The sequence below is a fragment of the Gammaproteobacteria bacterium genome, assembly GCA_019911805.1.
Classification (GTDB): Bacteria; Pseudomonadota; Gammaproteobacteria; order Thiohalobacterales; family Thiohalobacteraceae; genus JAHJQQ01.
The window spans coordinates 1-25183 of sequence record JAIOJV010000125.1 but is presented as its reverse complement, the minus strand read 5'-3'; the positions used below and the strand labels follow the sequence as shown (position 1 = coordinate 25183).

Below are 25183 nucleotides of genomic sequence, written 5' to 3'. Positions count from 1 at the left end.
GTTGGGAGATACAAGAGACAAGGTACAAGATACAAGTCAAAAACCGATCACCCCTTGTATCTTGCCTCTTGCCTCTTGCCTCTTGTATCTGTCGATCCCCGGCGTGGGTACACCCACGCCGGGGGCCGACCCGCCATCAATACACGTCGTGCATGGTGTTGTAGACGTTGAACTTGCCGGTCGGGGTCACCAGACGTTCGTCCTTGATGACCGCCTTGAGCTTGCGCGTCTTGTCGTCGAGCACCACGATCGCGGATTGCTCGGTCTTGCCGTTCCACACCGAGAACCAGACCTCGTCACCCGCCCGGTTGTACTCGGGCTGCACGATGCGCTTCGGCCCTTCGCCGACGTCCGCCATGCCGGCGATGTCCACGACTTCGAAGCCCTTACCCAGATTGCGGATGTCGTACACCGCGACCGACTGGCTGATCTTCTCGTCGGGGTTCAGCGCCGTATCCACCCATAGATTGGTGGACTTGGGATGGGTCTTGACGAACAGCGAACCGCCGCCCTGGCCCTTCAGCGTTTCGACCACCTTCCAGGCATACTTCTCGTGCTTCTTGGGGTCGGTGCCGATCAGTGAGATGGTCTCGTCGCCCAGGTGACTGGTCGCCCAGACCGGGCCGTACTTCGGGTGCACGAAGTTGGCGCCACGGCCGGGATGCGGGATCTTGCCGACATCGATCAGGGCCTCGAGCTCGCCTTCCTTGGAGTCGACCACGGCGATCTTGTCGGACTGGTTGGCCGCACTCATGAAGTAGCGCCGGGTGCTGTCCCAGCCGCCGTCATGCAGAAAGCGTGCGGCACCGATCTCGGTGATCTTCATGTCGTCCAGGTCTTCGTAGTTGACCATGAGGATCTTACCGGTCTCCTTCACGTTGACGATGAACTCCGGCTTCTCGTGCGAGGCCACGATCGCCGCCACGCGCGGCTCCGGATGGTACTCCTGCGTATCCACCGTCATGCCGCGGGTTCCGACGATCTTCTTCGGCTCCAGGGTGTCACCTTCCATGATCACGAACTGCGGCGGCCAGTAGGTGCCGGCGATGGCGAGTTTGTCCTCCCAGCCCTTGTACTTCGAGGTCTCGACGGAACGTGCCTCCATGCCGACCTTGATCTCGGCGACCGTCTGCGGGACACGCATCCACAGGTCGATCAGGTCGATCTTGGCGTCGCGGCCGATGACGTACAGATAGCGTCCGGAGGCCGACATACGCGAGATGTGCACCGCATAGCCGGTGTCGATGGTCATGATGATTTTCTTGCTGGAGCCGTCGATGAGTGCGATCTGGCCAGCATCACGCAGGGTCACGGAGAACAGGTTTTCCAGATCGAGCTTGTTCTCCTGCTTCTTGGGCCGCTTGTCCGGTGCAATGATCAACTTCCAGGTCGCCTTCATGTCGGCGAGGCTGTACTCGGGCGGCACGGGTGGCTCCTGCTGCAGGAAGCGCGCCATGATATCGATGTCCTCGTCGGTCAGCACGCCGGACGAACCCCAGTTGGGCATGCCCGCCGGGGAACCGAAGTTGATGAACGCCTTCAGATACTCGGTGCCGCGCTCCAGGGTGATGTCGGGCGTCAACGGCTTGCCGGTGGCGCCCTTGCGCAGCACGCCGTGGCAGCCGGCACAGCGCTCGAAATAGATCTGCTTGGCGCGGGTGAATTCCTCGGTGGTGAGGGCCGGCGCATGGGGTACCAGGGTGTCCTGGAATTGTGCCGGGTCACCCGGTATGGGTGCGCCCTTGTAGCGCATCTCCGTCTCCGGCGTGCCCGGATGTTCCGTGGGTTGCGCACTGGCGGCCAGCGGCCCGAGCGCCAAACCGATGGCGGCAGTGAGGGCGAGTAGCCCGCTGCCATGTGTGGTGCTGTCTCTCATTTTGATCACTCCTTAGCGGTCTGGTGGGAAGCTGGTGTTTGAGTGTGTTTTAGGCGCTCCCCCCGGCCCTTTCCTTGACGCAGGTCAACGGTAGAAACATTGGGGTAGTAAAAGTCAACCTTATTGCGACTGACTGCTGTTGCTTACCGGTTCAGGCGTGCTGCACCGGTCTGTGGGACAGGCATGTCGATACTGTGACAGGCACCGGGTTCAAAAAGAGGGTGGCCGGCTCAGCGTGACGCGCGGTCATCGCTGTCCGGTCCGGACTCGGTGTCCGACGACTCCGGCGCGCGGAAGCTCAGCACCATCTCCTGGGCGAGTTCACGCGCCCGCGCGCCGCGCGCGTGCCGTTTGCCACGCTGCACCAACGGCGGACACTTGCCCTCATTCCAGAACGTCACCTGGCAGTCGAGACAGTAGTGGCATTCGTTGACGTTGATCTCGCCGGTCGGCGAGATGGCGCGCACCTCGCACTCGTTGGCACAGATCTGACACGGCTTGCCGCAATCCTTGCGCCGCCGCAACCAGTCGAACAGGCGGTGGCGCGCCGGTATCGCCAGCGCCGCACCGAGCGGGCAGACATACTTGCAGTAGAACTTGCGGTTCACGATCGAGATTACCAGCAGCGCGGCAGCATAGATCACATAACCCCATTCGCGCTGAAAACGCAGGGTCACCGCCGTCTTGAAGGGCTCCACTTCGGCATACTGCTCGGCCAGCTGCAGGGACTGCAGCGACATGCCGAACAGGATCAGCAGCACGATGTATTTCAGTGCCCACAGCCGTTCGTGCACCACCTCGGGAAACTCCCACTGCCGTACCCCCAGGCGTCGTGCCAGCTGATTGGTCAGCTCCTGCACCGCGCCGAACGGGCACAGCCAACCGCAGTAGACCCCGCGGCCCCACAGCAGCAACGTCATCGCCACGAAACTCCACAGGATGAACATCAGTGGATCGATGAGGAAGGTTTCCCAGCGGAAATCGCGGCCGATGGCGTGCACGAAGGTCAGCACGTTGATCACCGACAGCTGCGCCATGGCATACCAGCCGATGAACACGACCGTAAACACCAGAAAGCCATCGCGCACGTACAGCAGCAGCCGCGGACGGGCCGCCAGCCAGTCCTGAAACAACAGGATCAGCGTCAGCGCCGCCAGCGCGGTGACCAGTACGCCGATACGGAATTGACGCTCATGCCAGACCAGTCGCCAGATGGGGCGGCTGTCGTCGGACAGCGCCGCGACCGGCGACGCGTCAAGACCGTCGAGCAGCCCGCGTGCCTCCGCGACGCGCTGCGCTGTCTTGGCGATGGTCTGGTTGATGACCATGGCCGTGATGGTCGCGCCGCTGATCGCGTCCACGATCGCCATCCCCTCGGCCGGTCGGCCGCCGACCTTGATGCGGTCGCGCACGTCGATACCCTGATACTGTGCGACATAGGCGTGCAACTGCTGCTCGGAGACGCCGGCCAGCAGAATGGGTTCCTCGTGATGCACGATGCGCACACCGGCGATGTGGCCCTCGAGGTCCAGCGCGACCAGGGTGCTGATGGGTTTGCCGGAATACGCCGGGATGGGCAGGATGTGATCGGTCAGATACACGTAGCCGACCACCCGGCCGGCCGCGTGCACCTCCGCGGCCGGCGGTTCGCCGGCAAGTGGCCCGATGTGGTCGGCGGCGGGGAAGAACGCCTGTACCAGCACATAATAGCGGCTGATATCGCCACCATCGTCCGGCACCGCATTATCGCTGGCGTCGCCGGTGCCGGCGGCGATGGCGGAACCCGTCACGATGGCGAGCAGCAAGGCACACCACCAGAGCACTCGCAACGGCACGGTGACGGGTCCGGTGCTCATACGGCGAACACCCAGGGATTCCGCGTCAGTGCCACGCCGACGATGTAGGCGAACACGAGCAGTGCCGCGAACCAGGCGGTGATGCGCGTCGCCCGGTTGGGGCCGCGCCGTAGCGCAAACATGCCGATCAGGATATAGGCCAGCAGGGCGACGACCTTGGCGGTCAGCCAGGGCTCGACGAAGGGATACTGCCGGCTCAGGAACACCAGCGTCAGCGCGCTGGCCAGCAACACGGTATCGATGATGTGCGGCAGCACCCGCACCCATCGCTGCGCGAGCCGCGCGGGCGCACGCATCATCCACAGGCCGCGTACAAAGAACAGCGAAATGCTCATCAGCATGCTGCCGACGTGCACCGCCTTGATCAGGCCATAGAAGCTCATCGAATGGCGGGTACCGTCTCAGACCGGGCGGCTGGCGTTGCCCGTCAGCGGGGCCGGGCGCGCAATGTCACTGAGGGCGTCGATATTGGTCAGGCGCACGCGCCGGCCCTGACTTTCCACCAGGCCATCCTCCTGCATGCGCTTGAACAACCGGCACAGCGTCTCCACGGCGATACCGAGATAATTGGCAATATCCTTGCGCGACATCGGCAGCTGCAGATCGACGCCACGGGTATGCGTCCACAGCGACGGGCCGGCCAGACTCAGCAGGAAGGTCGCGATACGCTGCTCCGCCGCCTGGGTGCGCAGCAGGATGGACAGGCTCTGTTCGTGACGCAATTGCTCACCCAGGGCCCGGATCACCTCCATCTGGAAGTCGCGCTGGCGGTCGGCGAACCCGGGCGCCCGGCTCGGGTCGAGGCGGCACACCAGCGTTTCGGTGAGTGCCTGGGCGGTGTAGGTGTACGCGCCGCAGTCGACCGCCTCCAGACCGACGGTATCACCTGGAAAATGAAAGTCGACCAGCTGCGTGGCGTTCTGCCCGAGTTGCGCGTAGGTCTTGATGGCGCCGGAGGTGACGGCGTAGACACCCTGGAAACGGTCGCCGGCGTGGAACAGCGTCTTACCGCTGCCGACACGACTGCGCTGCACGAAACTCCGGTCGTCCTGATCCGATTCGAGCACCGCACAGACGCCGTGCAGGCTGCATTGCTTGCAGGCCACGCGGGCCTGACCGAGCGGGGTGGTCACTTCGCGCAACCACGATTCGGCTACGGCTGTCTGGGCTTGGGTCATCGTCATTCCTCCTGCAACGCGGTCATGGAGTCAGGGACAGGGCGATTCCTGCGGGGCATCTTGCGGCCTGCATATATTCAGCCGAAATGCGCATCGACCACCTCCAGCAGTGCGGCGGTGGTCTCCACATCGTCGGTCAGTGGTTCGACCAGGGCGGTACGGCAGGCCTCCAGCGGGTCCATGCCTGCCTTGATCAGGGTGGCGGTGTAGACCACCAGGCGGGTCGAGGCCGCCTCTTCCAGATCGTGATCCTTGAGGGCACGCAGACTGTTGGCGAGCCCGACCAGGCGCCGTGCCAGCAGCGTGTCGATACCGGTCTCGGTCTCCACCACGGCCTGCTCCAGTTCCGGCTTGGGAAACTCGAAGCGCAGGGCCAGGAAGCGCTGCCGGGTGCTGGGCTTCAGGCCCTTGAGCAGATTCTGATATCCGGGGTTGTACGAGACCACCAGCATGAATTCCGGCGGCGCCTCCAGCAGTTCGCCGGTGCGCTCGATGGGCAGGATACGGCGATCGTCGGTCAGCGGGTGCAACACTACCGTGGTGTCCTTGCGTGCCTCGACCACCTCGTCCAGGTAACAGATCGCACCCTCGCGCACGGCGCGGGTCAGCGGCCCGTCATTCCAGAAGGTGGCACCGTCACCAATGAGGTGGCGGCCGACCAGATCGGCGGCACTCAGATCGTCGTGGCAGGACACGGTGTAGAGCGGCCGCCCCAGACGCGCGGCCATGTGGCGCACGAAGCGGGTCTTGCCGCAGCCGGTCGGTCCCTTGATCAGAACGGGCAGTCGGTTGCGATAGGCGTGCTCGAACACACCGATCTCGTTGGCCTGCGGCCGATAGAACGGTAACTCGCCGCTGGACGTGCGCAGGGGTCGAGCAGGGGCATCCATGGGCATCTCCGGGAGCATCTCCGGGGGCATTTCGGGGCGCATCTCCGATAGTCGGGCCGAATGCGGACGCCACCATGAGACAGGAGCGGCACCGGGACCGCCTTGACATAAATCAGGCCGCCCCGATCCTGACCCCGGGCGGGGCGGCACGCAGCGGAGCGATGCAGCGTAACATGCTGATTATGCTTGTGTTTTACATAATTTGGCGTCTCTTTAACAGACCGTTACGCGCCTTCCTGTTGAGCGGGCGTTGAAAGAGCGCAGCGGCAGAATACCGCCGGGCGGGGACTGACAAAGTCCCCGCCCGGTGGCCTCAGACCGACACCGCCTCCGCGTCCTTACGGCCGACGAAGAAGCTCAACAGGTACAGCACCAACCCGATCAGGAATACCAGGCCCGCGCCCTCGCGCATCCAGTAGAACAGCGCGATCTTGTCCTGCACCACCATATAGGCCTGCGGGGCGTCGCTGTAGCGTTGCAACCAGACCTGCAGCACGCCGGCGGCGGTGAGGAAGAGCACGATGAACACCATGGACACGGTCATCAACCAGAACGACCACATCTCCACCACCTGTGACTTGGGGCTGTTGGCCGCGGCCCGCCCGCGCATCATCGGCATGGCATAGGAGATCATGGTCAGCACGATCATCACATAGGCGCCGTAGAAGGCCATGTGACCGTGGGCCGCCGTGATCTGGGTACCGTGGGTGTAGAAGTTCACCGGGGAAAGCGTGTGCAGGAAGCCCCACACCCCTGCACCCAGGAAGGCCATCACCGCGGTGCCCAACGCCCATAGCGTGGCCGCCTTGTTGGGGTGGTTGCGGCGCCGCCGGTTCACCATGTTGAAGGCGAACACCGTCATCATGAAGAACGGGATCGGTTCCAATGCGGAGAACACCGAACCCCACCACTGCCAGTACTCCGGCGCACCGATCCAGAAGTAGTGATGGCCCGTGCCGATGATGCCGGTGATCAACGCCATCGCGACGATGATATACATCCACTTTTCGATGACCTCGCGGTCCACGCCGGTGATCTTGATGAGCACGAAGGCCAGGATCGCCGCCATGATCAACTCCCACACGCCCTCCACCCACAGATGCACCACCCACCACCAATAGTACTTATCCTTCACCAGGTTGGTGGGGTTGTAGAAGGAGAACAGGAACAACACCGCGAGACCGACCAGACCGACCATCAGTACCAGGCTGACGCTGGTCTTGCGGCCTCTGAGGATGGTCATGCCGACATTGAACAGGAAGCCGAGGACCACGATGACGATACCCAGCTTGGTGATGGTCGGTTGCTCCAGGAACTCGCGGCCCATGGTCGGCAGCAGGTCGTTACCGGTCATCTTCGCCAGGCCCGCGTAGGGTACCAGCAGATAACCGAGGATGGTGAGTACGCCGGCGGCCAGAAAGACCCAGAACAGCACCAGCGCCAGTTTGGGGCTGTACAGTTCCGTCTCCGCCTCCTCCGGGACCAGGTAATACGTCGAGCCCATGAAACCGAACAGCAGCCACACGATCAACAGATTGGTGTGCACCATGCGCGCCACGTTGAAGGGGATCTCCGGGAACAGAAAATCACCCACCACATACTGCAGGCCCATGATCAGCCCAAAGATGATCTGGCCCACGAACAATATGATCGCGGCGACGAAATAGGGTTTTGCAACCGCTTGTGATTGATATTGCATGACCTGATTCTCCCTCAACCTTCAATATTCGGCGGCCAGCCGGCAGCATCGATCTCGGAAACGTATTTCAGGAACGCGACCAACGCGTCCAGCTCTTCGTCGTTGAGATTGAACTGCGGCATCTGCCGGCGCCCGGGCGTCCCGGTCGGCTGGATCTTCATCCAGATCTTGATGAAGTCGCCGCCGCGGCGCGGGTAGACGTTGGCCAGCTCGGGTGCGAAATAGGCACCCTCGCCCAATATCGAGTGACAACCGACGCAGTTGTTTTCTTCCCAGATTTTTTTGCCCAGCACGACCTGCGGCGTGATTGCGCCGCGATTGTCGCGATCGGGCAGCGCCCGTTCAGTATCGTAGGTCAAGGCCAGGAACAACAGGATGAAGAACACGCTGCCACCGTAGAAGATGTTGCGCGCCATTGATTTTGTGAACGTGCCACTCATAACCCAGACTCTCCAGCAGGGGGAATGTGGGTGCATGGTAAGGAGCGGCGGTGTCAGGCCGCCTTGATATGCGTCAACAATTGTTATGGTATTAACTGTGCGGGTATTGACATGGCGGTGGTTGTGCCGGTGGGCGCGCGTCAGCGGCGTGTGCGCAGCATGGCGTGGAAGACAACGAGCAGAAAGATCAGACCGCCGATGATGGCGACCAGACCGCCCAGGCCCATCATACCCATCGAGATAATGCGCTCGAGCGAATCCAGGCCCTGGGCCGCGCCCGCGGTCTTGCGCTGCACACCGTAACCGCCGGACCACGCCAGCCCGACGATATGTACCAGCTGGCCCGTCGCATAGATCCAGCTCTGGCGTACTGCCCAGCGTTGCGACGGTGCGGCAAAGCCAAGGCGCGGCAGCAGCTGATAGGTCATGCCCATGAATGCCAGGGTGATGCCGACGATGCAGCCGTGATAGTGCGCCGGCACCGTGACATTGCTGCCGCTGATGAGAAAACCGATGACACCACCGATACCGAACAACAGCACCGAGGTGGTCAGGGCCGCGCGTTCCGCACGTACCGATTGCGGTGCTGCCGCGGCCTTCCACAACCCCGCCAGCAGCGCGATGCCGATCCACAATGAGGCGAGGCTGCCGCCGAATTCCATCTGCCAGGTAAACAGCCGGCGATGCTCCATGGAATTCACGTCGAAGGCGAGGTAGATCACCGGCGTGGCGAACACCGCCAGCAAGCCCCAGGCGAACAGGAACACCACCACGCGCGGCCCGGTGTACACCGGCACGCCGGAGACGCTCGCCAGCCACAGCCACGCGACCAGCATCAACTGAGTGTGGGTGAACTGCAGCACATGGCCGCCGCCCCAGAACAGCAATTCGAAGTATTCACCGCCCTGGATGAAGGGCGGCATCTTGAGGTACGACCACAGCAGTGCGATGAAGGCCATCGCCGTCGTGACCACGGCGGTGTTCAGGCCAAAGCGCAACGCGCCCGTGCCGGAGATCTGCGGCCCGATCGGTGGTGAAAACAGCAGCGAGCGCAGCACCAGCAGGGCGATACCGGCACCGAACAGCAACAGCGCGACAAAGAACAGCGGTTGCTGCAGGACCGGAATATAGTTGCTCATCAACGGATGGGCGTCGCCGGTGAAAGGTGTGATCGCCATGAGCAGTGCGCCGGCAGCTGCCAACAACAGCGCCAGCATGCCGCAGGCACGGCAATGCGTCGCACCGTTCACACTCCAGAGCACGCCTGCGAAGGCCAGGAACCAGACCAGCACCGACAGATCGACATGCACGACCAACGCGGCATGGAAGAAATCTGCGAAGGGGATGATGTCCTGGAGATAGGGCGTGCGTGCCAGCACGATGAGCACGGCCAGGAAACCGGAAAGGGTCAGTGAAAACAACCCCAGGAACAACCAGCGGCGTGCCTGCGCGCGCGCAACGTCATCGGTGAGCGGGATGATATAGGATGTGCTTTGCATCGGCGGTTGCCTGTTGCCTGGGCCGCCGCGCACTGCCGGGGCCGGCGCTGCCGGCGACCCTCAATGCAGCACGAAGCCGCGATTCGGATTGAAGTCGATCACCAGGATCTGATTGGGTTTCAGGTCGACCTCGGCACTGTGCTCATAGACCCCGTCGGGACGGTGGACGTCGTCGTTGAGATAGAGTGCAATCGTATGTCGTCCGGGAGACAGCAGGATCTTATCGTAGACGTAGGCGTTGCCATCGCTGGAGAATCCGGTCGGTTGCAGGGTGCGATCATAGCGGACTTCACCGTCGACCATGAAGCGGACCACCAGCGGTGAGCGCTCACGGGAGCAATCGAGGGGATTGCGCATATTCGGCGGCAGTTTAGCAAGTTCCTCGGTGCTACGCTCACGACACTCGGTCACGCGCTTACCGGAGTGGGCAAAGCTTAGCGTAACCACGGCATCGCCGGAAGGGTGCGGCGAATAGGCCGGCGCCACGGCGAAGTACCCGATCATCGCGGCGAACGCGGCATACGCGACAAGCTGGCCGGCAAGCCGTACCGGGTTGAAAGACGACCTAGCCATGGGCTGTCTGTCCCTGCGATGGATTTTCGAGACCGCGCAGTTGCTCGATGAATGTACCCAGCTCACGCCGTACCCGTGCGGCGTCGCCGGCCGCGCCCCAGGCGATGTGCACCCGCTGTGCGTCTACATTGCCGCGCAGATGCGGCTCACGCTGGCCGGCGATGCGCGCCTCGGTCCAGGCGCCACCCTGACGGAAGAAGCAGTCCCCCGTGTTGCAGCCGGTGAGGAACACCCCATCCGCACCCTCGCGGCGCAGTGCGAACTCGATGAAGGACGGTGGCAGATTGCCGGTACAGGGCAGGCTGACGGTTGCGACTTCGGCACCCGCCCAGGCATGCACGTCGATGGCATGGTCGCAACCGTAGACCAGCACTTTGATTGGTGCCTGCACGGTGTCGAGGGCCGCACGGCTGGCGCTGCGCATGTCGCGTATCGGCAAAGTCGGCATATCGATGCCCGAGACCAGCTGCTCGATGCTGCGGAACGGGGTCGACGACGGACAGGCGCCGGCACAGATACCGCAGGCGGTACACAGCGCGGGGTCGACGACGGCGATCTCCTTATAGCGGGAACCATCATCGCGCGGGTGCATGATGACGGCACCGAACGGACAGTCCGCGACACAGCGGCCGCAGCCGTTGCAGTTGCCCGGGTCCACCACCGCCGCCGGCGCCCGCCGTAGCGGCGGCATCCAGGGCAGCAACGACAGCAGCAGACTGGAACCGACCAGCACACCCCAGAACAGCAGTGGCGAACCGTAGTCCAATAACGGATAGGGCAGCATGTAGAACCAGTCGAAGGCGAGATCGTGCGGTGCCACGGAGAGATCGGCCGGGGCGTGGCTCACCGCGGGTCGCAACAGTGACAGCACCAACAGCATCGCGAGACTGCCAATCGCCAGCCGCAGCGGTGGATTGACCCGCGGGTGGCTCAGGCGCATCACATGAAACCAGATGCCGAATACCAGGGCGATCGGGATACCGAGCAGGTGCAGGAATGCCAGCAGGGTGAAGAACCGGTCGCTCAGGCTGTCGGGCGTGAGGAAATTGCGCGCCATCGGATCGGTGAAGATGGGCAGCGCGTCGAACAGCTCCGAGGTCGCCAGCGCGATATACTGCGCGAACTGGTCCCAGACCAGCCAGTAGCCGGTGATGCCCAACGGGAACACCATCCACAGCAGCGGGATGCCGGTGAACCAGGAGAACCAGCGTGCGCCCCGGTAGCGCCCGGAGGCGAATTCGCTGAGCATGTGCAGTGCCAGGGTGATGATGGCGGCATCGGAGGCATAGCGGTGCAGACTGCGCATGACACCGCCCAGGTACCATTGCTCGTGGGTCAGGTAGTCGACCGTCTGGTAGGCACCGAAGATGCTGGTCTCGAAGAAGACGAATACATAGATGCCGCTGACCAGCACCACCCAGAAAAAGAAGATGGTCAGCGCCCCGAGCCAGTGCAGGGGGTTGTCGTTCGCGCCGAAGGCCCATTGCAGGCCGCGCCGTAACGGCTCGAGCAGGAATCGAGGCACTGCCTGTACAGTCTTCAACATGGAATCGGATCCTCGCCGCGCGCCGTGTACCGAACGCAATCCCAGGGCGCACGCTAGACCCGCCACCCGGTTCGCCGCCTTGATGTATATCAAACGCTACGGGCGCGGCGTGCCTCGTGGATCAGGAAAGCGGCGATAGCGACGATGATGAGCCCGCCAATAGTCATACCAATATAGATGGAATAGTCGTACCGATAGGCGCCCGTGGCCGGGTCGTAGGTCACGCAGTACATGCGCACCCGGTTACTGATCTGGGTGAGCACGCCATCTTCCGAGGTCGTCCCGAAGACGAGTCGCTTGAGTGGTTCGATCAGCCAGGGTGCATCGATGACATCGCCGTAGACCTGCCGGTGGACACGGCCGTCGGCATCCAGGATGGTCGTCTGCAGCAGATGATCGAAGCCATTGGGTGAACGCTGGTAGGTGAAGCCCAGATCACGGGTCAGCGCCGCCACGGTTGCGGCATCGCCGCTGACAAACTGCCAGTCCGACTCCCGCACGCCTTGTTCGATAGCGAACGTCGCCATGGCGGACGGCGTATCGACCGGCGTATCGAAACCGATCGTCAGTACCGCGAAGCTGTCATCGCCCAACACCGCGCGCCCGGCGCGCACCGTCTTGGCAAGCGATCGGGTAGTCATGGAGCAGATCTGATAGCAGCTGCTGTAGACCAGGCTCACGACCACCGGCCGACCGCGCAGATCGGCGAGCCGGACCTCGCGGCCATCGGCCGTGGTGAACCGATAGTCGCCGACCAGACGGCCGACGGCCGCCTGGCTGAGCGCATAGGCGGCATCACCGTCAAAGACCGGCTCGGCCGGCGCAGCAGGTGGGATTACGGCCGGTACCTGTGTCGTGACACCCGCCAGCAGCAACGCGGCAACGCCCGACATCAGATGCCGCCGTAGCGGGTGTACGGACATGAACTCACTCCAGGCGAGCGGATGGCTCTCTAGACGGCTGCCACCAGCTGCATATCCAACATCGCGCCGCTCAACACCAGCGTAAGCTGGACGAGTGACGCATGAAAGCTGGCCATGGCAGTGGCACGGCCAGGGGCGCGCAGCATACGCAGATTGGCGCGCAGGAACAGTGCTCCGCCGATCAGTGCAGCCGCGAGGTACACGCCGCCCATACCGAACCAGAAGGGTACCAGTGTGGCGGTCACCAGCAGGATCGTATTCATCAGCACCATGCGCGCGGCGTCGCGGTCGCCGATCACCACCGGCAGCATCGGCACCCGCGCACGTGCATAGTCCTCGTGCATGGCGATGGCGAAGCTCCAGAAGTGCGAGGGCGTCCACAGGAACAACACCAGGGCGAACAGCAGTGGCAACACCTGCAGCTCCGACGTCACCGCCGAGGCGCCGGCCAGAATCGCGAAACTGCCGGCGAGGCCGCCGATGACGATGTTCATGGGCGTGCGGCGCTTGAGCCATACGGTATAGACGACGCCATAGAAAAATGCGCCGAGGAAGACATAGAACGCAGCCGTGAGATTGGTCGCCCAGGCCGTGGCCACGACCGACAATGCCAACATTCCCGCCAGCACCAGCAGCCACGCCGGACCATGCGTGAAGACGCCGCTGACGAAGGGGCGGTCGCGCGTACGGCGCATCACGGCATCCAGGTCCCGCTCCATGTACTGATTGAAGCCGCCGGCTGCGGCCGCAGACACCAGCACCGCCAGCCCGACGACCGCGATCTGCCACGCCGCCAGCGCCGGACCGGGTGTCACCGCAATGCCCGCCAGGGCGGTGAACGCGATGGTCGAACCGATACGCAGCTTGCAGACGTTACCGAAGGCACGGCACAGGGCATAGATGCCGGGCCGGGACGCGGAACGCGGCAGAACGGATTCCGATACACCCATGATGTTAGCCCTCTCGTCGAACCCATCAATGCTGGTTGGCCACCGCTCCATACCCGCCCCGTATCCGTCGGATACAGGACCGGGTACGGGGCGATGTCGCACTCAGCTGAGCGGCCAGACCGATGCCAGGTACTTCCAGTTGATGGCGTAGTACACCACGAAGGTGGCCAGGAACAGCAGGGCCAGGGCGAACGTGCCGGGTGCCTCGAAACCCGCCACGCCGATACTGCCATGGGTCTCGATGGGCGAGGCGCGCAGCGCCACCGTGCGCTCCGTACCGTAGCCGGGCACGTCGATCTTCTTACCGAAGAGGATCGAACCCACGGTGATCAGAATGTATGCCGCCCCGCCGACGACGGCGACGACCGCGCTGATCCCGACCAGACCCATCAACAGATAGGCACTGCCCGGATACTCATAGCCCAGCGCCGAACCGGTGAAGGCCATGTCCCAGTGGCGACGCGACACGCCCAGCGTACCGGCACCCATCATCACCAGGGTGAAGAACGCCATGCCCAGCCCGAACAGATAGGGCTGCCACCGCGCCAGGCCCTTCCAGATCACTTCCCGTTTGAACAGCGTCGGGATGAGGAAGTACGTCAGCGCCATGAATGCCAGCGTCGTGCCTACCACCACGGTCGCATGGAAGTGACCCGGGACATAGATGGTGTTGTGGATGATGATGTTGATCTGCTCCGTGCCCATCACCACGCCGGTGATACCGCCGAGGAAACCGAAACCGACCAGCGAGATGAACATCCCGGAGAAGACCGGGTTACTCCAGGGCGCCTTGCGGAGCCACTCGAACAGGCCCTTGTTGAGACCCTTGCGGCGCTGTGCAACCTCGATGGCGCCGGGCACGGTCAGGCCGTGAATCATGCTGGCCAGCACCGCCAGGTACATCGCGTAGCTGGTGTTGAAGATCTTCCACTCCGAGCTGACGCCCGGATCCACCAGCAGGTGATGCGCCGAGGCGAACTGCAGGAACAGGATGTACAGCAGAAAGGCACCACGACTGACGCGCTCCGACATCGGCCGCGCACCGAATACGACGGCGGCGATGAGGTACCACACGGACACGTGCGCGGCGACGTTGATCTGCTGCGAAGAGTGGCCCAGGCCCCACCAGATCAACCGGTACATCAGCGGATCGATGTGACTGATGTAGCCGATCGACCACATCCAGGTCGGCACCAGGATGATCGCGCCCGAGGCGATGGTGAATACCGCGATGATCGCCGCGGTGATCGCACCCATGGTCACCAGCGGTACCGAGCCCTCATAGGTGCGTTCCGCCTTGGCCACGACCAGCGTGCCGAAGAACACAAAGCAGCCGATCAGCGCGCCAACGGCGAACAGGATCAACCCGAGATAGAAATTCGGGTTGGCCGGCATCGGCACGTAGGACGTCATCATGACACTGGAATCGCCCTTGAGGATCGCCCAGTTGGTGGCCACTGCACCGATGATCATCAACGCGAAGGCCAACCAGGCGATGCGCGGCGTCGCTATGCGACAGCGCAACAGGGTCGAGGAACAGAAATACAGGATGGCGATTTCGAAGAAGATGAGCCAGAAGATCAGCATGTCGACGCCGTGCGCCGTCAGTGCCTGGTAGAACTCCATCGCTGGCAGCAGGTGCACTGCCGGCCAGCGCGTCAGCGCCACCAACAGAGCAAGAATACCGCCGATGAGCAGGAACACCACACCGGCGACGGCGTTGGCCTTGATCAACATCTCGGCGGGTTTGTTGTATTGCAGACCGGTGCTGGGACAGGTCCTGTACAGTGCGTTGGTTGCCATCGTCTCCCCCTTACTCAACGACGTAAATCTTGCCGAGCATCGTATGATGCCCGATGCCGCAATATTCATTGCAGACGATTGTGAACTCACCCGATGAGTCCGGCGTGACGGTGATCACCATCTCGTAACCCGGAATGACCTGCATGTTCACGTTGATGGGCTGCAGCGAGAAGCCATGCTGCCAGTCCATGGAGGAGAGGTGCAGGCGGTAGGTCTTATCGCGCTCCAGCTCCAGCAGTGGCCACCACTCCCACAGCCGTGCGATGAGATAGATATCGGAGTCCGCTGGCGGATGCACCACCGGGATCGCACGCTCGGTCTCGGTGCGCACCGTGTACTTGTCGACCATCTCCTGGGTCTTGGCCGCGAAACGCTCCGGCGTGGTGCGATAGGCCTCGTTGGAAATGTTCTGCTTGCCCACCACATGCCAGAACGGCATCATCGCGAACATGAACAAGCACCAGATCAGCGCCAGAACAATCCAGGCCCCCTCGACACGGTCGATCGGCTGTTTCCACCACAGTCGTTCGGCCGGTGGTTGCAGTGCACTCATGATATCTTCCCCTTTGGTGGTATGCCGTTTGCCGGTTCTTCTGGCGCTACGACGGATGGCTCGATTACGGTGCGATCGGGATGGTCACGATCTCCATCACGCCCCACAGAATGTAGAATACGGTCGGCATGACCACGCCAATGAACAGCAGCAGGAAGGGGTTGTCGAGCACCTTCTGCATCACCGGGATGTCAGCCTCGTCGTTGATTTGATCGGTCATGACACATCACCCTCCAAGATCTCGACTGCAACAGGTAGTTACGCTGGGACTCACGCCGGTAGCATAGAAACATGGGGTGGTACAACGACTTGATCTTGGTCAAGACGGAAAAGCCGATCGACAAACAAGGTGACATATGCAAATTATTAGTTATTTAACTGACTCTAATATTGGCTCGGACGCCGCCCGCGGCCGGCGCACACCGGGGTGGGCACGGCCCGCGCGGCGACTGCTGCTGGTCTCGACCCTGCTGCTGGCCGGCTGCGAGTCCGCGCCACAGCCCCCGGCCACGGTATTCGCCTTCGAGCGCCTCGATGAGACCGGCGCCGCGTACGCAGGTAGCGGCGATTTCGCCACCGCGCCCTGGCAGTGCGTGCGTGACCTCAATACCGGGCTGGTGTGGGAGATGAAGACCACCGCGGCCGGGCTGCATCATAGCGACAACACCTACAGCTGGTATGCCCCGGACAACGAACACCAGGACGGCCATGATTACCGCGGCACCCCGGACGGTGGTCAGTGCACGGGATCGGATTGCGACATCAGCGCCTATGTGCAGGCGGTCAATGCCGCGGGCTGGTGCGGCTTCAACGACTGGCGCATGCCGAGCAAGGACGAGTTTGCGACCATCAGCGACCCGCGACTGCCGCTCAAGCGCCCCACCATCGACGCCACATACTTTCCGGATACGCAGGTCGGTGAATACTGGACGGCGAACGACTACGCCTTCAAGTACGACGCCGCCTGGGCCTGGCATTTCGAGTTCTCGCACGATCGCGTCGATTGGAAGAAGACGCCGAAGTATGTGCGCCTGGTGCGTGGCACACTGCTACCGCCGATACCTGCAGCGCCCCCGGCCCCCTGAACGGATCCACATGACCCGTACTCTGACCCGCATCGCGGCCCTCGCTTTCGCGCTGGCCGTGTTGCTGATCGGCGTCAGCGCCTATATCCGCCTCGCCCAGGGTGGTCTCGGCTGTGCGCCCTGGCCGGACTGCTACGCCCTGCTCGGCGAGCCGCCACGGGCCTTCCCGGTCGCCAGCTTGCTGCATCGCGTCAGTGCCAGCCTGCTCGGCATACTGGTACTGTTGCTGACCGTGGGCGCATGGCGGCAACGGCAGGGCAGGATGCTGTCCATCGTCATCCTGGCAATCACCATCGCGCTCGCCGCGCTCGGCGTGCGCTCGGGCGGACTGCTCATGCCGGCGGTGGTACTGGGTAATTTCTTCGGTGGGTTGTTGCTGGCGACACTGCTCGGCGGATGGCTCCTGCGGGGACGCGGCACAGATACCGTGGCCATCCCGGGACGCGCGGCGCCGCTGGTGCTGCTCGTTCTCAGTGCTGCGGTCATCGCGACCGGCATCGGCAGCAGCGCCTTCTATGGCAACGCCGTCTGCCCGACGCTGTTCGACTGCGGCACGCTGCACTCGCCGCTGCAGCTGGGATGGTTCGAGCCGCTCGCGCTGGATGCCGGGCGGCACGTGGTCACGCCCGCCGGCGCCGCCACGCTGCAGTGGCTGCACCGACTGTCCGGTGTGGCACTGATGGCCGGATTCGCGCTGCTGTTGTTCACGCTGCGCCGCTATCGGGCCGGTGCCCTGGCAGGCCTGGCGGTGACCTCGATGGCTGTGTTGATCGGCCTGACCGCGACCGGCGGCGGCGTGCCGATCGCCGCGGCGGTCATCCACAGCCTGTCGGGGCTCGCCCTCATGCTGGTACTGCTGCCGATACTGCGACGCCGCCGGGGCACCCACCCGGGGCGGTGATTCAGCGGCACGGCCGTCCGATGAGGGGATAGCGGTATTGCTTGCCGGCCATGGCCTTGGCCAGACCGATGACGCCGAGCATCACCAGGGTCGTATGGCAGATGGAGAAATACAGTACCAGCATCACCCAGGTATAGGGCGCGTCGTAACCGCCCAGCAGCAGGATCAGCGCATTGACCGCCAACAGCAGAACCGCGGCCCACAGGCTCGCCGCCAGGGTCTGCGCCAGGTGACAGCGCGCCAGCAGCGGTGCCGTCCGTCGAAAGCGCACATACAACACCAGCAACCCGAAGAAGCCGAAGAAGGGTAGCACCAGCAGGTTGATCAGATACAACACCTCGGCACCAATCGCCAGCTCCTGCCCGGGCAGATCGTCGTTCCCTTCCTCATGGCCCGGGCCCTCGGTCATCACTCCTCCTGGGGATGCCGGCGCGGCAGCCGGCTCACCCCCCGGCCACCGCGAAGGCGATGGCGATCAAGCTACCGATGGCGAGCAGCCAGCCTGTCAGCAGCATCCGCCACATGGGTGCGCCGCGCCGCAGTTGCATGAAGTGGTCGACCACCAGGTGGCCCTTGATCAGCGCGATCAGCAGCACCGTGATCACCAGGCCCATGCCCTCGTAGCCCAGCACCCCCAGAGTGAACGTCGTCAGCGTCAGCGCGACCAGTATGAGCCAGGTGCGTGTTGCCCCTGCGGATGAGCGTTTCGGTGTGTTCATCGCATCACATACACCAGTGGAAAGAGGATCAACCACACCAGATCGACCATGTGCCAGTAGGACGCACCGGTCTCGACTCCAGCGTGCTCCGCGGGTGTGTAGTCGCCGCGGCCGGCCTTCACTGCCACCACGGTCAGGATCACCATACCCAGCAACACATGCATGAAATGAAAGAACGTCAGCGATAGATAAAACATGTAGAACGTGTTGGTGCTCAGCGTCACGCCGGCACTGACCGGGACGCTGAACTCGAACAGCTTGACCACGACGAACACGCCGCCCAGCGCGACCGCAGCCCACAACCAGCGCGCGCACTGCAGCGGCAGGCCGCTACGTACCGCCGTCACGCCGCGCACGACGAAATAGCTGCTGGTGATCAGCACCAGGGTGTTGATCATCCCCGCACGGGTGTCGAGAAGCTGCTGATAGGTATCGAACAGCTCGATATGTTTGAGACGGGTGAAGGCGTAGGCGGCGAAGAAGGCACCGAAGGTGAGCAGCTCGGCGAGGATGAAGAACCAGATGGCGAGATCACCCGGCGGCCCCGAGGGGCGTGGTTGGGCGTCTGCATCGGTGGTGTACGTCATGGTATCTGTCCGCTGACCTGAGGCGCCGAGGGTGTGCGGTGGCTGCCGGGGCATAGTGTATGCAGGAACCACGGTGAGAATGCAAATATGCCCCGACTCACGCGCCGCTCACCGCCCGGACCAAACCCCAGCCGCCGCGGCACACGGTACCTCGCGCCGATGGCGGCACACACAGCAGCCCCTCAGAGGCAGGTTCAACCGGAGGCGTAGAGATCGATACCGGCCGGCAGGCTCAGATCCATGCAGATGGGCAGGTGGTCGGACACCGGACAGTCGAGTACCCGCACGTTATTCACCTGCAAGGTCGGCGTCACCAGGATATGGTCGATGTTGCGGTTCGGCCGCCAGCTGGGGAAGGTGTTCAGCCCGTGTACCGGCTCGGTCATGAGCGTGCGGTTGATCAGAAACTCCATCTCGCGGCTGCGGGAATGGAAGTTCAGATCGCCCATCATCACCACGTTGCGATGCTGATTGACCAGCTCGGCGAGATAGGACAACTGCTGCAGCCGGGTGCGCCGCCCCAGCGCCAGGTGGACGATGAAAATCACCAGCGACTGTTCGCCGCGACCGAAACGCAGTGCCAAGGTGCCGCGCCCCCGGATGGGCCCGGGTAACTTGTGCTCGACGATCTCGGTGCAGCGGAAGCGCGAAAGTACGCCAATGGCATGCTGGGCGAGCGGCCCGATACGGCGGTTGGTCTGGTCGTACCAGAAGGGGAATTCGGCCCGGTCGGCAATATACTGGGTGAGGTTGACGAAGCTGCTGCGCAAGCTGCCCGCATCGACCTCCTGCAGGCCGACGATATCGAAGTCGTTGCTGAGCGCGGCAACCCGGTCGAGGTTGGTGAAGCGCTCGCCGTGCGGCAGCACGTGCTTCCAGCTCTGCGTCAGGTAGTGGTGGTAGCGCTTGGTGCTGATGCCGGTCTGGATGTTATAGCTGAGCAGCCGCAATGGCCGGCCAGGCGCTGGGGCGTCAGCCACCCGGGGCGAGGCGGTATGCGGGGTGGTCTGGATCATATGGGGCATACCAGATTCCCAAGTTTTTCGGTCAACTTCAAATTCTCCCTATAGTCCACTGGACAATCGATGATAGATACAATGGGGTCGGCGATGGCCTTTTTCAAGGTCGGCAGAAGATCGGCGGCACGCTCGATGCGGTAGCCCTTGGCGCCGAACGACTCGGCGTACTTGACGAAATCCGGGTTGCCGAAACGGACATGTGAGGCGCGTTTGAAATGACTTATCTGCTTCCAGTCGATCAGGCCGTAACCGCCATCGTTCCAGATCAGGATGACGATCGCCACCCCTAAGCGGACAGCGGTCTCGATCTCCTGGGAATTCATCATGAACCCGCCGTCGCCGGTAACGGCCACCACGGCCCGGTCGGGATACACGAGCTTAGCGGCAACGCTGCCGGGGACTGCAATGCCCATGCTGGCGAAACCGTTCGAAATCAGGCAGGTGTTGGGATACTCGCAACGGAACATCCGTGCCATCCACATCTTGTGGGCACCTACATCGCAGATGACGACATCCTCGAAGTTCAGCGCGGTGCGCAGATCCCAGATGATCTTCTGCGGCTTGACCGGGAAGCCCTCGTCCCGGGCGTACTGACCCATTTCCTTCACCAGCGCCTCGCGCAGGGCGCGCATCGGCTGACCCTGGTGCGGCGCTGCCAGTTCGGCGATGCGCAGCAGGCTGTGCTTGATGTCGCCGACCACGCCCACCTCGATCATGTAGCTGGCATCCACCTCGGCCGGACTGGCGTCGATGTGGATGATCTTGCGGTCACGGGTCGGGTGCCACAGGAAGGGATGATATTCGACCAGGTCGTAACCGATGCAGATGATCACGTCGGCACGCGAGAAACCACAGCTCACGTAGTCGTTGGCCTGCAGCCCGGCACTGCCCAGCGCCAGCGGATTCTTGCCGAACGGCACCACGCCCTTGGCCATGAAGGTGTTGGCGACGGGGATGTTGAGCCGGGCGGCGAAATCGGCGAGGTGTTTCCAGGCCCGCGCGCGGATCACACCGTTGCCGGCGAGGATGATGGGGTTGCGCGCCGCCGAGATGACCTCGGCGGCATACTCGACGCGATCGCGGGCCGGTTCCGGCGCCACCGGATGGTGCACGGGCAATGGCACATCATCGATGACCATCTTGGCGATGTTCTCGGGAAACTCGATGAAGGCTGCGCCGGTCTTCTCGGCCTGGGCGAGCTTGAAGGCCTTGCGCACCACCTCGGGGATGATGTTTGGCGTCAGCAGGCGCGAGGAATACTTGGTGATGGGCTGGAACATCTGTTCCAGATCCAACACTTGGTGCGACTCCTTGTGCAGCCGGTTGGTGTCGGCCTGGCCGGCGATGGCGACCAACGGCGCATGATCCATATTGGCGTCGGCCACGCCCGTGACGAGGTTGGTGGCGCCCGGCCCCAGCGTCGCCAGGCAGACACCCGCACGGCCGGTCAGCCGGCCGTACACGTCGGCCATGAAGGCCGCGCCCTGTTCGTGCCGGCAGGTGACGAACTGGATGGAGGAATCCAGCAGGGCGTCCATGACATCGAGATTCTCCTCGCCCGGTACGCCGAACACGAATTCGACGCCCTCGTTCTCGAGGCATCTGATGAACAGTTCCGCGGCCTTCATGGTGTTGTCCTTAAACGTGCGCACGGGTGACGATCCGTCCGCCGGTCCGCCGGTGGATGCGAACGGCCTCGTCGTCCGTGAGTCCAGGCGCGGTGCGGCGTCCGCTGCCGGCCCGGGTCAGCGCGCCTCACGTTCCTTGGCGACCAGCTCGCCGGCCACCTTGAGCATGCCTTCGTGGCTGCCGGCCTCGCTGGCGGAAGTGCGATACTTGCCGTTGATGACCAGGCTGGGCACACCGCTGATGCCGTAGCGCTGGGTCATCTGGCGCGCCCGATTGATCTTGGCGGCCACGCCAAACGACTTGAAGGTCTTGCGGAATTCAGCCTCGTCCACGCCCTGCTGTACGAAGAACCGGGCCACCGAGTCCTCGGTCTCGAAGCGCTGGTTCTTCTCGTGGATCGCCTTGAACAGCGGCGTGTGAATCTTGTCCAGCACACCGAGCAGTTCGGCGGTGTAGTAGGCGCGTGCCAGGATCTCCCAGCGCGGACTGAGGATCGCCGGCATGCGCACGAACTGCACGTCATCCGGCTGTTTCTTCACCCAGGCCTGCAGCTCGGGTTCGAAGTGATAGCAGTGTGGGCAGCCGTACCAGAACAGCTCCACCACCTCGATCTTCTGCGGATCGGCCGTCGGCTGCGGCGCCGCCAGCGTCACGTAGTCGATGCCCTCGGCCAGAGAGTCGGACCGTGCCGGCGTAATGGCCATCACCCCCAACCCAAGCAACAACCCCAGCAGCGCAAGAAAACGTTTCATCTGCAGTCCTCAGTTAATGCCCGAAAATGTTCGTTGACCACGGAATCTGCCCGGAAGGATACGGGAAAACAGCACTATAACTGCCCGGGGCCATGCCGCCCGGCAGGCCGCGGGGTGTCAAGCATACGATTTTTCCGTGCCCGTCCGCGGATTCCGTGGCCAAAAGACCTTCTGTCTACAGCTCCCCGTACGAGTGCAGGCCGGACAGGAACATGTTCACACCGAGGAAGGCGAACAGGGTGACGAACAGACCGCCGATTGCCCACCAGGCCATCGGTGTGCCGCGCCAGCCCTTGGTCAGGCGCATGTGCAGCCAGGCGGCGTAGTTCAACCAGACGATCAGCGCCCAGGTCTCCTTCGGATCCCAGGACCAGTAGCCGCCCCAGGCCTCGGCCGCCCACAGCGCGCCGAGGATCGTCGCCACGGTGAAGAAGGCGAAGCCGAGCGCGATCGACTTGTACATGACGTCGTCGAGCATCTCCAGGCTCGGCAGCACGCTGCCGGTACCGCCACCCGGCCGTTGCTCCTGGCGATGGCGGAACAGGTAGGCGACGCCGACCATCGATGCCAGCGCGAAGCCGCCGTAGCCGACGAAGTTCGCCGGTACGTGGATCTTCATCCAGTAGCTCTGCAGCGCTGGCACCAGCGGCTGAATCTCGTGCGCACCGCGGTCGAAGGTGTACCACAGCAGGAAGCCCACCGCCGCCGAGATCACCAGCAGTACGAAGCCGCCCAGTGCGCGGGTGTGATAGCGACCTTCGTAGAACAGATAGAGCAGCGCCGTGATGACCGAAAACAGGATGAAGACTTCATAGAGGTTGCTGACGGGGATGTGACCGACGTCGTGGCTGATGAGATAGGACTCGCGCCAGCGCACCATCAAACCCACAAAGCCCATGGTCGTCGCCGACCAGGTCAGCGCCGTGCCGACCTTGCTGACGAACTCCGAGCGTGCGAACAGACCGATGAAATACGCCGCGGTCGCCAGCACATAGAGGGCGCTCATCCACATGATCGCCGACTGGCTGGAAATGAGGTACTTCAGGAAGAAACTGGTCTCGGCTGTGGCGAGGCTCCCCCCGTACAGGCTGATAGCCACCAGGCTCAGCACGGTCACCGCCAGGGAGTACGGACGCATCGGCTTCCAACCCCAGCCCATGGCGACCAGGGTGAGTGCCGAACCGGCGAGGATGCCGATCTCGTAGCCGTCCATCAGCCCGGCATAATACACATAGGCATAGGCGCTGCCGGCGACCACGAGCAGCGCCCAGATCCAATCGAAGCCGCTCAGTCGCCGCCACAGCGCGCGGTCGTCGAACTGGTTGAGCATTTCATCTTGCGTGACTGACATGGCAATTTCTCCCCTCGGCATCAACGACGGCCAACGCCTTCCCGGATCGGGGCCGGACAGAGTGTACCCCGATCCATTGAACTCAACCTGAACGGAGACGCACGTCCAGGGCCTGGATCAGCCGCTCGAACTGCCGGCGGAAGTCCCGCTGGTCGCGGTTGCCAGACCCCGCGAACAGGACCTCGGTGTGGCCGTCGCGCTCCTGCAACCTGACCCACAGCCGCCGGTGGCTGATATAGAACATTACGAAAACCCCTGCAATCAACAGGGTAAAACCCAGGTACACGATATTCTTGCCGGGTGCTCGCGCGATTTGCAACCCGGAGGCTTGGACGTGTTCGAAGCTGTTTAGTTGCAGGAAAAATGGTGATCCATAGCGCGGCAGCACGGCCAGGGCGTTGATGGCATCGTCGTAGAACTGGGCGTCGCGCTCGCTCACCCCGTCGCTCAGGTCCACGCCCTCGGCGTCCAGCACCTCGAAATAGAGGGCCGTCAGGACATTCCGCAAGACCTTGATATAGGCGTCCAGCACCTCGCCACGCCGCTCCTCGGGCACGGTCTGCTCGACCTGGGCGGCAACGGCGTCGAAGCCGCCGCGCGCGAACAGGCCCACCAGGCGCTGCATGGTGGTGGCGACCTCCTGGACGAGCGGGGCGTTGTCCGTCGGCGTCTCGCCGAAGGTCTCGCGGGTGGTCTGCAGCGCGACCGCCGCCACCCGCGCCTGATCCCGCAGCAGGGCGTTGAAGTGTACGAAGCGGCCCAGTCCGCCCTGCGGATCGGCCGGCAGGTGCAGGTACGAGAACGGCTCCGCGACCGAGGACCGCACGCCGCTCAGGAAGAACGGCCGGCCATCGAACTCCACCGGCAGCATGTAGTTCTCGTATTCGCGCGCCTCACCGGCGGCGTTACGCAACTTGAAGGTGAAGTTGGGCCCGAAATTGCGGAAGCGCTTGCCGGAGCCCTCGTCGGCTGGATTGATGTTGAACAGCCGGAAATCGTCCAGTTCCAGTGTCACCGGACCCTGACTGGTGTCGATCTTGAGGTTGTCGAATACCGCGCCTTCGAATGTCTGGCTGGCCACCGTCGCGCGGCCGAGGCCCCAGGCGTCGAATTTCATGCGCGTGCCGCCATCACTGAAGCTCGCCTGGTAGATCGCATAGCCTTTGTAGATCAGCGGATGATTCACGGCGATGGTGGCCTCGAGCGGCGGTTCGCCCGGCTCCGTGATCACCAGATCACTCTCGAACGACTTCGGCTGGCCGGACTCGTAATGCTCGATGCGGAAATCCCGGAGCTCGATGGAGAATGGCAGTGGCTGCACCAGGTAGCCGTCGCGCAGCCGCAGGAACAGGAT

Annotated in this window: 25 protein-coding genes; 2 read left to right on the top strand and 23 right to left on the bottom strand. The window is 63.3% G+C overall.

Annotation, left to right across the window (positions count from 1 at the left end):
• Positions 1–136: 136 nt before the first annotated feature.
• The 15 genes from K8I04_15595 to K8I04_15525 form a co-directional block, all read right to left on the bottom strand.
• On the bottom strand, positions 137–1876 hold the full coding sequence (locus K8I04_15595) for a nitrite reductase (protein MBZ0073140.1): 1740 nt from the start codon (positions 1874–1876) through the stop codon (positions 137–139).
• Between the two features lie 230 nt (positions 1877–2106).
• Entirely contained in the window at positions 2107–3732 is a 1626-nt protein-coding gene (locus K8I04_15590) for a NosR/NirI family protein (GenBank protein ID MBZ0073139.1), read from the bottom strand.
• Positions 3729–4115, bottom strand: coding sequence for a SirB2 family protein (locus tag K8I04_15585; GenBank protein ID MBZ0073138.1), 387 nt, complete (start codon positions 4113–4115; stop codon positions 3729–3731). Before K8I04_15585 ends, K8I04_15590 begins: the two co-directional genes overlap by 4 nt.
• Positions 4116–4133: 18 nt before the next feature.
• Complete coding sequence (locus K8I04_15580; GenBank protein ID MBZ0073137.1) at positions 4134–4910, bottom strand: helix-turn-helix domain-containing protein; 777 nt, start codon at positions 4908–4910, stop codon at positions 4134–4136.
• 77 nt (positions 4911–4987) lie between these two features.
• The gene (locus K8I04_15575) at positions 4988–5800 is read right to left on the bottom strand and encodes an AAA family ATPase (protein ID MBZ0073136.1); all 813 of its coding nucleotides are present in this window, start codon (positions 5798–5800) and stop codon (positions 4988–4990) included.
• Between the two features lie 313 nt (positions 5801–6113).
• Entirely contained in the window at positions 6114–7499 is a 1386-nt protein-coding gene (locus K8I04_15570; protein MBZ0073135.1) for a cbb3-type cytochrome c oxidase subunit I, read from the bottom strand.
• A 14-nt stretch (positions 7500–7513) separates the two neighbouring features.
• Positions 7514–7939 carry a cytochrome c gene (locus tag K8I04_15565; GenBank protein ID MBZ0073134.1) on the bottom strand — a complete coding sequence of 142 codons (426 nt, stop codon included), beginning with the start codon at positions 7937–7939 and terminating at the stop codon, positions 7514–7516.
• A 140-nt stretch (positions 7940–8079) separates the two neighbouring features.
• Positions 8080–9438 (bottom strand): cbb3-type cytochrome c oxidase subunit I, encoded by a 1359-nt coding sequence (locus K8I04_15560; protein ID MBZ0073133.1) that lies wholly within the window; start codon positions 9436–9438, stop codon positions 8080–8082.
• A 60-nt stretch (positions 9439–9498) separates the two neighbouring features.
• Positions 9499–10011 (bottom strand): hypothetical protein, encoded by a 513-nt coding sequence (locus K8I04_15555; protein ID MBZ0073132.1) that lies wholly within the window; start codon positions 10009–10011, stop codon positions 9499–9501.
• Positions 10004–11557 (bottom strand): hydrogenase iron-sulfur subunit, encoded by a 1554-nt coding sequence (locus K8I04_15550; protein MBZ0073131.1) that lies wholly within the window; start codon positions 11555–11557, stop codon positions 10004–10006. The genes K8I04_15555 and K8I04_15550 overlap by 8 nt, the downstream gene beginning before the upstream one ends.
• Positions 11558–11646: 89 nt before the next feature.
• Entirely contained in the window at positions 11647–12480 is an 834-nt protein-coding gene (locus K8I04_15545; protein MBZ0073130.1) for an SCO family protein, read from the bottom strand.
• 29 nt (positions 12481–12509) lie between these two features.
• The gene (cyoE, locus tag K8I04_15540) at positions 12510–13430 is read right to left on the bottom strand and encodes a heme o synthase (protein MBZ0073129.1); all 921 of its coding nucleotides are present in this window, start codon (positions 13428–13430) and stop codon (positions 12510–12512) included.
• A 102-nt stretch (positions 13431–13532) separates the two neighbouring features.
• Complete coding sequence (locus tag K8I04_15535; GenBank protein MBZ0073128.1) at positions 13533–15233, bottom strand: cbb3-type cytochrome c oxidase subunit I; 1701 nt, start codon at positions 15231–15233, stop codon at positions 13533–13535.
• Positions 15234–15243: 10 nt separating this feature from the next.
• On the bottom strand, positions 15244–15786 hold the full coding sequence (locus tag K8I04_15530; protein ID MBZ0073127.1) for a cytochrome C oxidase subunit II: 543 nt from the start codon (positions 15784–15786) through the stop codon (positions 15244–15246).
• A gap of 64 nt (positions 15787–15850) precedes the next feature.
• Positions 15851–16006: a hypothetical protein gene (locus K8I04_15525; protein MBZ0073126.1), complete on the bottom strand. Its 156-nt coding sequence runs from the start codon at positions 16004–16006 to the stop codon at positions 15851–15853.
• Positions 16007–16142: 136 nt separating this feature from the next.
• Between K8I04_15525 and K8I04_15520 the strand changes: the two genes are divergently transcribed.
• Together K8I04_15520 and K8I04_15515 are read left to right on the top strand one after the other, a co-directional pair.
• Complete coding sequence (locus K8I04_15520) at positions 16143–16871, top strand: DUF1566 domain-containing protein (GenBank protein ID MBZ0073125.1); 729 nt, start codon at positions 16143–16145, stop codon at positions 16869–16871.
• A 10-nt stretch (positions 16872–16881) separates the two neighbouring features.
• Complete coding sequence (locus K8I04_15515; protein MBZ0073124.1) at positions 16882–17772, top strand: hypothetical protein; 891 nt, start codon at positions 16882–16884, stop codon at positions 17770–17772.
• A gap of 1 nt (position 17773) precedes the next feature.
• Here the strand turns inward: K8I04_15515 and K8I04_15510 are convergent, their stop codons facing one another.
• The 8 genes from K8I04_15510 to K8I04_15475 all read right to left on the bottom strand — a co-directional run.
• The gene (locus K8I04_15510) at positions 17774–18181 is read right to left on the bottom strand and encodes a hypothetical protein (GenBank protein ID MBZ0073123.1); all 408 of its coding nucleotides are present in this window, start codon (positions 18179–18181) and stop codon (positions 17774–17776) included.
• A 34-nt stretch (positions 18182–18215) separates the two neighbouring features.
• Positions 18216–18491, bottom strand: a complete 276-nt coding sequence (locus tag K8I04_15505; GenBank protein MBZ0073122.1) for a cytochrome C oxidase subunit IV family protein — start codon at positions 18489–18491, stop codon at positions 18216–18218.
• Positions 18488–19078 carry a cytochrome c oxidase subunit 3 family protein gene (locus K8I04_15500; GenBank protein MBZ0073121.1) on the bottom strand — a complete coding sequence of 197 codons (591 nt, stop codon included), beginning with the start codon at positions 19076–19078 and terminating at the stop codon, positions 18488–18490. The genes K8I04_15505 and K8I04_15500 overlap by 4 nt, the downstream gene beginning before the upstream one ends.
• A gap of 194 nt (positions 19079–19272) precedes the next feature.
• The gene (locus K8I04_15495) at positions 19273–20103 is read right to left on the bottom strand and encodes an endonuclease/exonuclease/phosphatase family protein (protein MBZ0073120.1); all 831 of its coding nucleotides are present in this window, start codon (positions 20101–20103) and stop codon (positions 19273–19275) included.
• The gene (locus K8I04_15490; GenBank protein ID MBZ0073119.1) at positions 20091–21725 is read right to left on the bottom strand and encodes an acetolactate synthase large subunit; all 1635 of its coding nucleotides are present in this window, start codon (positions 21723–21725) and stop codon (positions 20091–20093) included. The genes K8I04_15495 and K8I04_15490 overlap by 13 nt, the downstream gene beginning before the upstream one ends.
• Before the next feature lie 117 nt (positions 21726–21842).
• Positions 21843–22478, bottom strand: a complete 636-nt coding sequence (locus K8I04_15485) for a thiol:disulfide interchange protein DsbA/DsbL (protein ID MBZ0073118.1) — start codon at positions 22476–22478, stop codon at positions 21843–21845.
• Positions 22479–22653: 175 nt separating this feature from the next.
• Positions 22654–23829 (bottom strand): c-type cytochrome biogenesis protein CcsB, encoded by a 1176-nt coding sequence (gene ccsB, locus K8I04_15480; protein MBZ0073117.1) that lies wholly within the window; start codon positions 23827–23829, stop codon positions 22654–22656.
• Positions 23830–23911: 82 nt separating this feature from the next.
• On the bottom strand, positions 23912–25183 hold a 1272-nt coding region (locus K8I04_15475), incomplete at its 5' end, for a cytochrome c biogenesis protein ResB (GenBank protein MBZ0073116.1).

Excerpts from the sequence above, each read along its gene's own strand:
- K8I04_15595 (MBZ0073140.1), bottom strand. The coding sequence starts at position 1,876 with ATGAGAGACAGCACCACACATGGCAGCGGGCTACTCGCCCTCACTGCC.
- K8I04_15590 (MBZ0073139.1), bottom strand. The coding sequence starts at position 3,732 with ATGAGCACCGGACCCGTCACCGTGCCGTTGCGAGTGCTCTGGTGGTGT.
- K8I04_15585 (MBZ0073138.1), bottom strand. The coding sequence starts at position 4,115 with ATGAGCTTCTATGGCCTGATCAAGGCGGTGCACGTCGGCAGCATGCTG.
- K8I04_15580 (MBZ0073137.1), bottom strand. The coding sequence starts at position 4,910 with ATGACCCAAGCCCAGACAGCCGTAGCCGAATCGTGGTTGCGCGAAGTG.
- K8I04_15575 (MBZ0073136.1), bottom strand. The coding sequence starts at position 5,800 with ATGGATGCCCCTGCTCGACCCCTGCGCACGTCCAGCGGCGAGTTACCG.
- K8I04_15570 (MBZ0073135.1), bottom strand. The coding sequence starts at position 7,499 with ATGCAATATCAATCACAAGCGGTTGCAAAACCCTATTTCGTCGCCGCG.
- K8I04_15565 (MBZ0073134.1), bottom strand. The coding sequence starts at position 7,939 with ATGAGTGGCACGTTCACAAAATCAATGGCGCGCAACATCTTCTACGGT.
- K8I04_15560 (MBZ0073133.1), bottom strand. The coding sequence starts at position 9,438 with ATGCAAAGCACATCCTATATCATCCCGCTCACCGATGACGTTGCGCGC.
- K8I04_15555 (MBZ0073132.1), bottom strand. The coding sequence starts at position 10,011 with ATGGCTAGGTCGTCTTTCAACCCGGTACGGCTTGCCGGCCAGCTTGTC.
- K8I04_15550 (MBZ0073131.1), bottom strand. The coding sequence starts at position 11,557 with ATGTTGAAGACTGTACAGGCAGTGCCTCGATTCCTGCTCGAGCCGTTA.
- K8I04_15545 (MBZ0073130.1), bottom strand. The coding sequence starts at position 12,480 with ATGTCCGTACACCCGCTACGGCGGCATCTGATGTCGGGCGTTGCCGCG.
- cyoE (MBZ0073129.1), bottom strand. The coding sequence starts at position 13,430 with ATGGGTGTATCGGAATCCGTTCTGCCGCGTTCCGCGTCCCGGCCCGGC.
- K8I04_15535 (MBZ0073128.1), bottom strand. The coding sequence starts at position 15,233 with ATGGCAACCAACGCACTGTACAGGACCTGTCCCAGCACCGGTCTGCAA.
- K8I04_15530 (MBZ0073127.1), bottom strand. The coding sequence starts at position 15,786 with ATGAGTGCACTGCAACCACCGGCCGAACGACTGTGGTGGAAACAGCCG.
- K8I04_15525 (MBZ0073126.1), bottom strand. The coding sequence starts at position 16,006 with ATGACCGATCAAATCAACGACGAGGCTGACATCCCGGTGATGCAGAAG.
- K8I04_15520 (MBZ0073125.1), top strand. The coding sequence starts at position 16,143 with ATGCAAATTATTAGTTATTTAACTGACTCTAATATTGGCTCGGACGCC.
- K8I04_15515 (MBZ0073124.1), top strand. The coding sequence starts at position 16,882 with ATGACCCGTACTCTGACCCGCATCGCGGCCCTCGCTTTCGCGCTGGCC.
- K8I04_15510 (MBZ0073123.1), bottom strand. The coding sequence starts at position 18,181 with ATGACCGAGGGCCCGGGCCATGAGGAAGGGAACGACGATCTGCCCGGG.
- K8I04_15505 (MBZ0073122.1), bottom strand. The coding sequence starts at position 18,491 with ATGAACACACCGAAACGCTCATCCGCAGGGGCAACACGCACCTGGCTC.
- K8I04_15500 (MBZ0073121.1), bottom strand. The coding sequence starts at position 19,078 with ATGACGTACACCACCGATGCAGACGCCCAACCACGCCCCTCGGGGCCG.
- K8I04_15495 (MBZ0073120.1), bottom strand. The coding sequence starts at position 20,103 with ATGCCCCATATGATCCAGACCACCCCGCATACCGCCTCGCCCCGGGTG.
- K8I04_15490 (MBZ0073119.1), bottom strand. The coding sequence starts at position 21,725 with ATGAAGGCCGCGGAACTGTTCATCAGATGCCTCGAGAACGAGGGCGTC.
- K8I04_15485 (MBZ0073118.1), bottom strand. The coding sequence starts at position 22,478 with ATGAAACGTTTTCTTGCGCTGCTGGGGTTGTTGCTTGGGTTGGGGGTG.
- ccsB (MBZ0073117.1), bottom strand. The coding sequence starts at position 23,829 with ATGTCAGTCACGCAAGATGAAATGCTCAACCAGTTCGACGACCGCGCG.